Origin of the sequence: Pseudotabrizicola alkalilacus, assembly GCF_003443995.1 — a bacterium.
Taxonomy (GTDB): Bacteria; Pseudomonadota; Alphaproteobacteria; order Rhodobacterales; family Rhodobacteraceae; genus Pseudotabrizicola; species Pseudotabrizicola alkalilacus.
On sequence record NZ_QWEY01000009.1, the window covers coordinates 206332 to 214271 of the forward strand.

The 7940-nt window shown below is 60.6% G+C and carries 7 protein-coding genes; 1 reads left to right on the top strand and 6 read right to left on the bottom strand.

Annotated elements, in window-relative coordinates:
* Positions 1-2 precede the first annotated feature (2 nt).
* The 5 genes from D1012_RS16190 to D1012_RS16210 are packed head-to-tail and all read right to left on the bottom strand — an operon-like array spanning position 3 to position 5652.
* Positions 3-1061, bottom strand: coding sequence for a glycosyltransferase family 4 protein (locus tag D1012_RS16190; RefSeq protein WP_147335720.1), 1059 nt, complete (start codon positions 1059-1061; stop codon positions 3-5).
* A complete protein-coding gene (locus D1012_RS16195) occupies positions 1058-2035 on the bottom strand; it encodes a glycosyltransferase family 2 protein (protein ID WP_118154589.1) in 978 nt (325 codons plus the stop codon). Before D1012_RS16195 ends, D1012_RS16190 begins: the two co-directional genes overlap by 4 nt.
* Complete coding sequence (locus tag D1012_RS16200) at positions 2028-3347, bottom strand: oligosaccharide flippase family protein (protein ID WP_118154592.1); 1320 nt, start codon at positions 3345-3347, stop codon at positions 2028-2030. Before D1012_RS16200 ends, D1012_RS16195 begins: the two co-directional genes overlap by 8 nt.
* Positions 3344-4516, bottom strand: coding sequence for a polysaccharide biosynthesis/export family protein (locus D1012_RS16205; RefSeq protein ID WP_118154595.1), 1173 nt, complete (start codon positions 4514-4516; stop codon positions 3344-3346). Before D1012_RS16205 ends, D1012_RS16200 begins: the two co-directional genes overlap by 4 nt.
* Entirely contained in the window at positions 4513-5652 is a 1140-nt protein-coding gene (locus D1012_RS16210) for a glycosyltransferase family 4 protein (protein ID WP_118154598.1), read from the bottom strand. The genes D1012_RS16205 and D1012_RS16210 overlap by 4 nt, the downstream gene beginning before the upstream one ends.
* A gap of 980 nt (positions 5653-6632) precedes the next feature.
* Here D1012_RS16210 and D1012_RS16215 point away from each other — a divergent pair.
* Positions 6633-7319 (top strand): sugar transferase, encoded by a 687-nt coding sequence (locus D1012_RS16215; protein ID WP_118154601.1) that lies wholly within the window; start codon positions 6633-6635, stop codon positions 7317-7319.
* Between the two features lie 411 nt (positions 7320-7730).
* Here the strand turns inward: D1012_RS16215 and D1012_RS23030 are convergent.
* A partial coding sequence (locus D1012_RS23030; RefSeq protein WP_233517153.1) for a hypothetical protein occupies positions 7731-7940 on the bottom strand: 210 nt, incomplete at its 5' end.

Here is a 7940-nt window from a genome sequence, read left to right on the forward strand (position 1 = left end):
TATCATTGGGGCTCATTGGCTGATCCTTTGAATTTGGGTTCTGAAAGAAGTTTTCGGTAGATGGCGAGCACAGCGTCGCTGCTGGCCTGCCAGGACAGGCTTTTGGCGGTTGCGCGGTTGCCACGCCCCTCGCTCAGGGCGAGGCTGGGGTCGTCGGTGCGGGCACGGATCGCGCGGACTGCTGCGTCGTGATCCCATGGGTCCAGCAAGACACCGTGGTAGTCCGCCGGAATGGTCGACACGATGCTGCAACCGGCCTGCATCGCCTCGAAAATCACGAGGCCAAAGGTCTCGGCACGCGATGGCATAAACAACACGGATGCCCGTGCCAGAGCCGCACGATAGACCGCGCCGCGCCCTTCGATGATGGCGACGTTATCGGGCGCGCTTGGTAATGGGCCGTCTGACCAGCCGACCGCCTCGAACCGGATGTCGGGCATCGACTCTGCCACGGCGCACAGACGGTCAAATCCCTTGCGCCGGTCCAGTTTGCCCGCAAACAGCACCGGGGCCGCTGCAGGTTTGTCCCACGCTCCGGCAGACGGTGCGTCTATGCCCGGCGTGACGATACTGCCGGTTCCACCGAACCCCAGGCGGCGGGCCATGTCGAACGATGCCGGGCTGAGAAAGAGATGATCGTCAAACCGAAGCCGCAGTTGCCAGCGCTCGATCCGTTCAAGGATTCGGCCGGCAATCCCTGCACGCATTTCGCGCCAGGCGGGGCCGAACAGGCCAAGCTGTTCGCAAACCACCGGACGCCCGGCAATACGGGCGGCGGCATAGGCAAGGGGGGCCGCGTGAAAGGTAAAGGCGTGCACGATGTCGGCGCGCCGCGCCTCGGCCACCGCCTGTGGCAGCAAGAGCAGCATGGCCTGACGCGGTACGGCAAAGCGGCGTGTGGGAATTCCGTCAACCTCGGTGATCGACGGATCGCCCGCACACAGCACCCGGACCTGACACCCGCTGCGCATCAGCCAGCGGGCACGTTCCAACGCCACGTATTCGCCGCCGCCTCCGCTGTCTGGCGAAAACCGTTCGTGGATCAAAAGCACCTGTGTCACAGCACGATCCCCCCCTCGCGAGGGGAGCCGTGGCGCACCGATCCGGTCACCAGCGCGGCAAAGGTCACGGCGGATCGTGGCAGACCAAAGGCCGCCCGCAATGCGACCACAATGGGATTCCGGTACCGCCCGGGTTCCAGCATCCGCACAAAGAAGAACGGCACAAAGGCCAGCAAGCCCGAAGAACCGACCAGCGGCACGGACAGCAGGCCCAGCACACCCAGATCAAAGGCCGCAGTCTGCCGGTTCAGAAAGACACCAAGAAACAGGGCATCGCGCAGTCCCGGCCAGCGCCGCACAAGCATGGGGATATTGCGCAGATGCCAGCATTCCATCAGCCAGCGGCGAACGGACTGGGCTGTGATGTCGTGATATACAACGGCATCCGGCGCAAAGCCCGCGTCATACCCAGCCGCGAGAACACGGCGGCCCAGATCGGTATCTTCGCCATAGAAGAGATCCCCAAAGGGGCCGGTGAAGCCCTGAACGGCCTCAAATGCTTCGCTCAGATAGAAGATGTTGCAGGTTTCGAACCAAGGCGATGGTGCGGGGATATGCACCGTCTTTTCAAAGATCCGCCGCTGGTGTGCCGGGTTTGGGTAGGTTGCCCCCTGCACAAAGCCGGTTGAGGGGCCAAATCCGGCAACCCCGGAAGTGATCCAACCCGGAAGCGGCACGCAGTCGTCATCAATAAAGGCCAGAACAGATCCGATGGCCGCCTGCGCCCCGAACTGACGGGACGGGGCCGGGCCGCGACCGTTGCGCCGGGCATAATGAATCGGCACAGGTGCCGTTTGCGCGATGGCAGCGACCGCTGCATCGGTGCCGTCATCGCTCCAGTTGTGGACAACATGGATCTCGTAACGGTCAGGCGGGTAGTCTTGCGCAAGCAAACCATTGAGGCAGGTGACCAGCGAGTCGCGTCGGTTATGGGTGGGCACGATCACGCTGACAAAGGGAAGGCGATCAGGCATGGCCCACCCCCACGTTTGACACTCTGCGGCCAATGGGCAGCAACGTTGCGCGCAACCCCAGACGCAGGCTGCACCAGATGCCGATCACGGCCTGAGACACCGCAAACCCGGCGACAACGCCGATGGCGGCGCCGGTCATTCCAAGCTGTGGAACCAGCAGAATGCCGATGATCGCGTTCACCACCAGCCCGAGGGCCACCCCGGTCAGAGCGATGTGCGAATTGCCGGAAATGACCGCCAGACCGCTGGCCATTCCCATCGCCCCGACGGTGACCTGCGCTGCCAGTAGGATCGTCAGCACTGTGGCACCCGCCGGGAATTCCGGTCCGAACAGCGACAGCACGAAATCGCCGGAAATATAGGCGCCAAGTGTCATCGCAACCGTCAACGCCGTGCCTGCCAGCGCGCCTTCGCGACACAGCCGCTCGACCTCAAGGCGGTCACGTCTGGCCCAAGCGGCGGCGATACGCGGCGTATAGGCAGCGCCCAGCCCGGCCAATGCGAGGATCGCGACCGAGGCGATCCGCACGGCGGCGGAATAGATGCCCAGTTCGGTGGGGGTCGCCAGCCAGCCCAGCACAAACAGATCCACCCGTTCATTCAGCGCAGCCATGATCAGGATCACCAGAATCCCCGCGCCTGCGCCCATCCACAGCCGCAGCCCTTCGCGCGTTGCTGCGGTGGGGCGTGGCTCGTTGCGTCCCAACCGCATGAGGTGAAACCACAGCGCGAAGGCGGCCAGTGCGACGGCCAATGCCGCAAGCCCGAGCGCGCTGCGGAAATCCAGCGCCCCGCCAAGCGCGATCCATACCCCGATCAGGCCCAGAGTGGCCCCCTGCCGCACCAGACTTTGCACGATCTCTGGCCCGGCCACGTGACCGCGGGCTTGCAGCAGGGACGCAAGGCTTTGGGCCAGCGCTGCCGGCAACACCATGAGCGCCGCCCATGGCAGTACCGGCACCATCAGGTTGGTCTGATCCAGCAGCGATACGCTCAGCAGCATCGCCGCTATGCAAAGCGCGCCACCAAGTACTGTCACGACAAGGCTGGCCTGCAAAAACCCCCGCAGGGCCGCGAAATCGCCGCGCGCAAGGTAGTCCGGCAGGAAACGAACCGCCCCAAAGGGCATTCCCCCCGACGCGACGACCGCCACGATCGACCCCAAGGCGATGCCCAAAGCATAGAGGCCAAAACTCTCTGGCCCCATGAGGCGGGCCAGAACGACATTCACAACGATTCCCAGAGCCGCCCCGGCAAGCTTGGCAATCAGAGCCAGCGCCCCGGCGCGTGCGGATCCGGTCCGGGCCGTCATTTGCGGATCACCTGAATGATGTCGCCCGGCTGAACCGCTGTGTCTGCCTCGGCGGCAAGGGCAACGACTCCGGTCTCGGCTTTACGGTGGATCGCATAGGCCGTCTTGGCCGGTTCAAGGCTGACGGCCCCAAGGATCTGTTCGCTGGCCGCCAGATCCTGACGGGCAAGCGCCAGTGCGTTGCGTGCCGAGATCGCGGTTGCCTGTGCCGTATTCAGTTCGGTCGTCAGATCGAGCGTCCAGCTCGTGCCCAGTTCATTGATCAGGCTGTCGATCAGAATCTGCCGCGACTCGGCCTCGGCCCGTTCAGATATCAGTCGCACCACCAGAAGCTGGGCGTTCATCAGGTCTGCCTGACGGTTGCTGACACGATCCTGAGTTGAAAGGCCGCGTGCGGTGAGGGTTTCCGCCGTCACCAGCTGCTCTTCGAACAGGCCGACGCGCCGGCGCTGCAGATCCAGTTCCTCGGCCATCGAGTCAATCTGGCGGGTGACCGCAAGCCGCTGCGAGGCCAGGTTTTCCCGTTGTTGTGCCAGACGCTCGCGCCGCAAGGCGTGCACCTCGGCTTCGATCACGCGGATACGGTCCAGCACCGCAGGATCAAGCTCATCTGCGCCCGCATCGGCCAGAGCAGCCCCGTCATCCAACTCAGCCTTGAGAATGGAGATTTGCACCAGCGCACGTGCCAGCCGGTCGGTTTCATCCAGAATCCGGGTTGCCGCCCGCTGACCTTCCAGAACCTCGATCAGCTGCGGGCTGTCGTCGTCGCGCAGGCGGCTGTCAACGGTCGCAACGGCGCGGCGTACGGTCATGTCGGGCCGCCAGGGAACATCCCCGCTGCGTACCCCGGCGCCGTAAATCGCCACAGGCCGCCACTCCAGCACGTCGACCAGAACGAAAGGCGGTGCGGCCCCGGTTTCCTGCTTCACTGCGGTCACAATGGCGTTGTGCGCGGCATCGAGATCCATCCCGGACACCGCCACTGCGCGACCTGCAATGCGAATGGTGCCATCCGGCCCGATCATGGCGTCGCGGTCCAGTTCGGGCAGACGTGCCACGCGGATGGTCAGCACATCGCCTGGGGCAAGGCGCGGCATCTGTTCCTGTGCTTGCGCGGCTCCCGCCAGCAGGACGCTGCAAAGGGCAAGTATTGCGGTCAGATATCTCATGCGGCCACCTCTGCCCGATGGCCGGTCAGGGCTGCTTCGTACAGGGGGCCAAGCCGTTCCCAGCTGAATGCGGCGGCACGGGCGCGGCAGATCTCTGTCGTTTTCCGCCGCGTAGATAGGTCCAGCCCATGCTCCAGCGCTTTGCACAGCGCGCGGGCATCTGTTGCGACACCCTTTTGCATCTGCGGCGCGAACAATGCGCCAACGTCATCGGAGGTGATGATGTCAGGAATGCCACCGTGATCGCAGCCAACAACCGGGGTTCCCGTGGCCAAGGCTTCGATCAGCACATTCCCCAGCGCCTCCCATACCGCCGGATTTACGGCGACTGCCGCGGACGCGTAAAGCGCTGGCAGGTCTTCAACCTTTCCAAGCCCATGGAAGATAACGCGGCTCTGCATGGCCATCGGCAGACAGGCCCGGATACGGCGCTCTGTCTCTGGCGAGCAGCGCCCCGACAGATGAAGTTCGATATCCGGCCGGTCCAGCCGCGCAAAGGCCCTCGCCAGCAAAAGCGCGCCTTTACGCGGCTCGTCGGCATCCCCGCAAAACAGGATGCGTGGGCGGTCAGGGATGATGCGTTTCTGGGCGTTGAAGGGGGCCGTATCGGTGGGCGAGGGAATCAGAATGCTGTCACGCCCAAAGTCGCGCTTCATACTGTCGCGCGCGAAATGCGACAGGCAGATCACGTTATCCGCGCCGCGCATCACCCGGTCAAACATGATCCGGTCAAATGGAACCGCACGAAAGTATTGTGCCAGCGGAATGCCCGTCATCTGGTAGACAAGGCGCGGGCGGGGTTTGCCGCGATACTGGCGCAGAATCCCCCATGCCTCATGATACCCAAGGCAATGAACGGCATCGAATTCCCCGTCGCGCACCGCACGTGCGCAGTCAAAGGCAAAGGCGTGAAAGCCGTTGATCTGTCTGACTTTTCTAAACTTTTCAAGACGTTGGGGCAGAAGAACCCGTCTGACCCCCTCCGCGCGGTCTTCGCCAGGTCCGTCCGGAGACGAGGTGATGACGGTAACGTCGTGCCCGCGCGCCGCAAGATAGACCGACAGATCATTTAAAAGTCTTTCGGATCCTCTCCGAACCCAAGGCCAGGAAGTAGGATGGGTAATAGCAAAGCGCATGAACAACTGTCCTGATTGCAACCTATAATTGAGTGACCGCGTTAAAATGCACGGAGCGAAGGAATTTTTGGCTGTGCCTCCAGGAACGCTTAACGACTGGAGGCCTGTGTATGGAATCGCATTGGCTTGATCTTATTTTAAGGAACGTATCATTAAATTCTGATTTCGTAAAATATTATGTACGTACGCTATTTGTTCCTTGCGGCGGCCACTGTGAATATATGTCAGGGGACATAATCTCTGCGCAGAATGCAGGCAATCAGCCCAGCTTCGTATGCGCTCTGCCAGACGCATCTGACCCGATGCTTCGCCCGCAATCTGGTCCCGCTCCGTCTATTGGTATCTGTTCAAAATGAAAGCGCCTGACCGGAGTGATATCTCGCTGCTCAGTCAGGTAGAGACAGTGCCCGGATGTATGCAATGAAAGCCGGTCCGGCACAGTGCGAATCAGTATCGTGCACCACCCATTCGTTTCAGAACGGTGGCACCTTGTCGTTGCAGAATCGGTATCGGCACGTAAGGCCGGACCGGATCAGCAATCACTATGGCAATATGAGGCCTGCCAACCTTAGAGGATAAGGCGCGATGGCACTATCATAAGGGCTGCATGCTGAAATGCAGCCTGCGCATAGTGAGTACAGGCTGTTACCAATTGTTTTACATGTATTTTTTGAAGTATCCACCTGTGGCGCGGTGTATTGATGTTTGATCGCTTCATCGGTTTTTCCACATGTTTCGTGTAAAATCCATCGGTGCCAGATCAATAGAACATACTGAAGTACCTATCCGCATACTAATGATAGAGGCTATCGCGCGTTCTGGGGTGAATTGACGATTCATCTTAAAATTGCACCTCCATCCGATAATCAATCTATGGTTAACAATCGTTAACAAGTGGTTAACATTTTCTTGACTCACTCTGGCATCACGGTATCCTTCAGAGAGTTATTGCCAATTTAGCGATCAACTTGGATAAAGTTATGATCAAGGAAGATAGTCCCGGCGTTTTGCTGGGTGTTTCAACTGATACCTATGAGCTTTCTGCTGGCGCGATGGGTGGCCAATCATGGACTCATATTAAGCCATGGTTTGACAAGGTCTTTGCAATCACCGCTTTGATCTCAGTCGCGCCGCTTATTCTGCTTATTTCGGCTGCAATAAAGGCTGAGTCTTCGGGTCCGGTATTCTTTCGTCAGCCGAGGTTCGGTCTGGATCGAAGAGTTATTCTCGTCACAAAATTTCGCACCATGCATCACGCGGCAACCGATATTGGCGGGCGCCAACAAACAATGCGTAATGATGCGCGTGTTACCCGCTTGGGTGCCCTTTTGCGGCGGACCTGTCTGGACGAACTGCCGCAGTTCTGGGATGTCCTGTGCGGGCGGCTCTCGGTCGTTGGCCCGCGCCCGCACCCGCTTGATATGGAAGTTGAGGGTGTGCGGGCCGACAGTGCTATAGCCTACTACCACTCCCGCCATGCTGTCAGGCCCGGAATAACCGGTCTTGCACAGGTCCAGGGTAACAGCGGGCCGGTTGAGACCCTGGAAAAGGGGCGTGATCGCATCTTGTACGACATCGAATACATCAACAGCATGTCGTTTCGTATGGATATGGCGATCATCGCCAAAACGCTGGGTGTCGTTCTGTCCCAGAAAAGCAACTACTGACGGCCGTCGCCGCTTGCCGGCGGGATGGGCAAAGCGGATCATACTTATTGTCTGAGGGGCCACAGTGTCATGTGGGTGCGGGCCCGCTCCTCGTTCACGCCCATTGATCGACCGTCCAGCGACACTGCATGTACCTATATGACACTGACCGTACCGCGACCGGGGGGGGGCATCGCTTTGCCAAGGCGGCGACTCTTGTCCGGCGTTCGGGACGGATCTTGATTGATCTCGCCGCGTTCAGCTGAAGTGGGGCTGTCGTTGACTGGCCGCACGACGCCAGAGGACTCACGACATGATGCCCGGACCAGAACGCCGAAAACAGGCCCCGTCAGATCGGCCGAGGGATTCTCGCGCTGGCATGACGAACACAACGCGCAAGATCTGAGGGCGGCCTGTCGGCCGGGAATCGCCTCAGTATGCGGTTTCCAGCAAAAGTCCGGGCTTTCGGCCGGGCATGGTCAGCCGCGCAGGGTGTTCCCTGCAGAAAGTTTGCGCGTTTGGGTCAAGGAAACATAGGGTACTGGAGAAAAACGACGGTTGTGTGAAGATTTCCTCTTGCAGGTTTTTTGTTGTGGGCCTAAACACCGCCTTACCGAAGCGGAGGGGATGCGGAAACGCGGT

What these genes read in the sequence shown, in the direction of transcription:
- D1012_RS16195 (WP_118154589.1), bottom strand. Translation starts at nt 2,035, where the DNA reads ATGCCTGATCGCCTTCCCTTTGTCAGCGTGATCGTGCCCACCCATAAC.
- D1012_RS16200 (WP_118154592.1), bottom strand. Translation starts at nt 3,347, where the DNA reads ATGACGGCCCGGACCGGATCCGCACGCGCCGGGGCGCTGGCTCTGATT.
- D1012_RS16205 (WP_118154595.1), bottom strand. Translation starts at nt 4,516, where the DNA reads ATGAGATATCTGACCGCAATACTTGCCCTTTGCAGCGTCCTGCTGGCG.
- D1012_RS16210 (WP_118154598.1), bottom strand. Translation starts at nt 5,652, where the DNA reads ATGCGCTTTGCTATTACCCATCCTACTTCCTGGCCTTGGGTTCGGAGA.
- D1012_RS16215 (WP_118154601.1), top strand. Translation starts at nt 6,633, where the DNA reads ATGATCAAGGAAGATAGTCCCGGCGTTTTGCTGGGTGTTTCAACTGAT.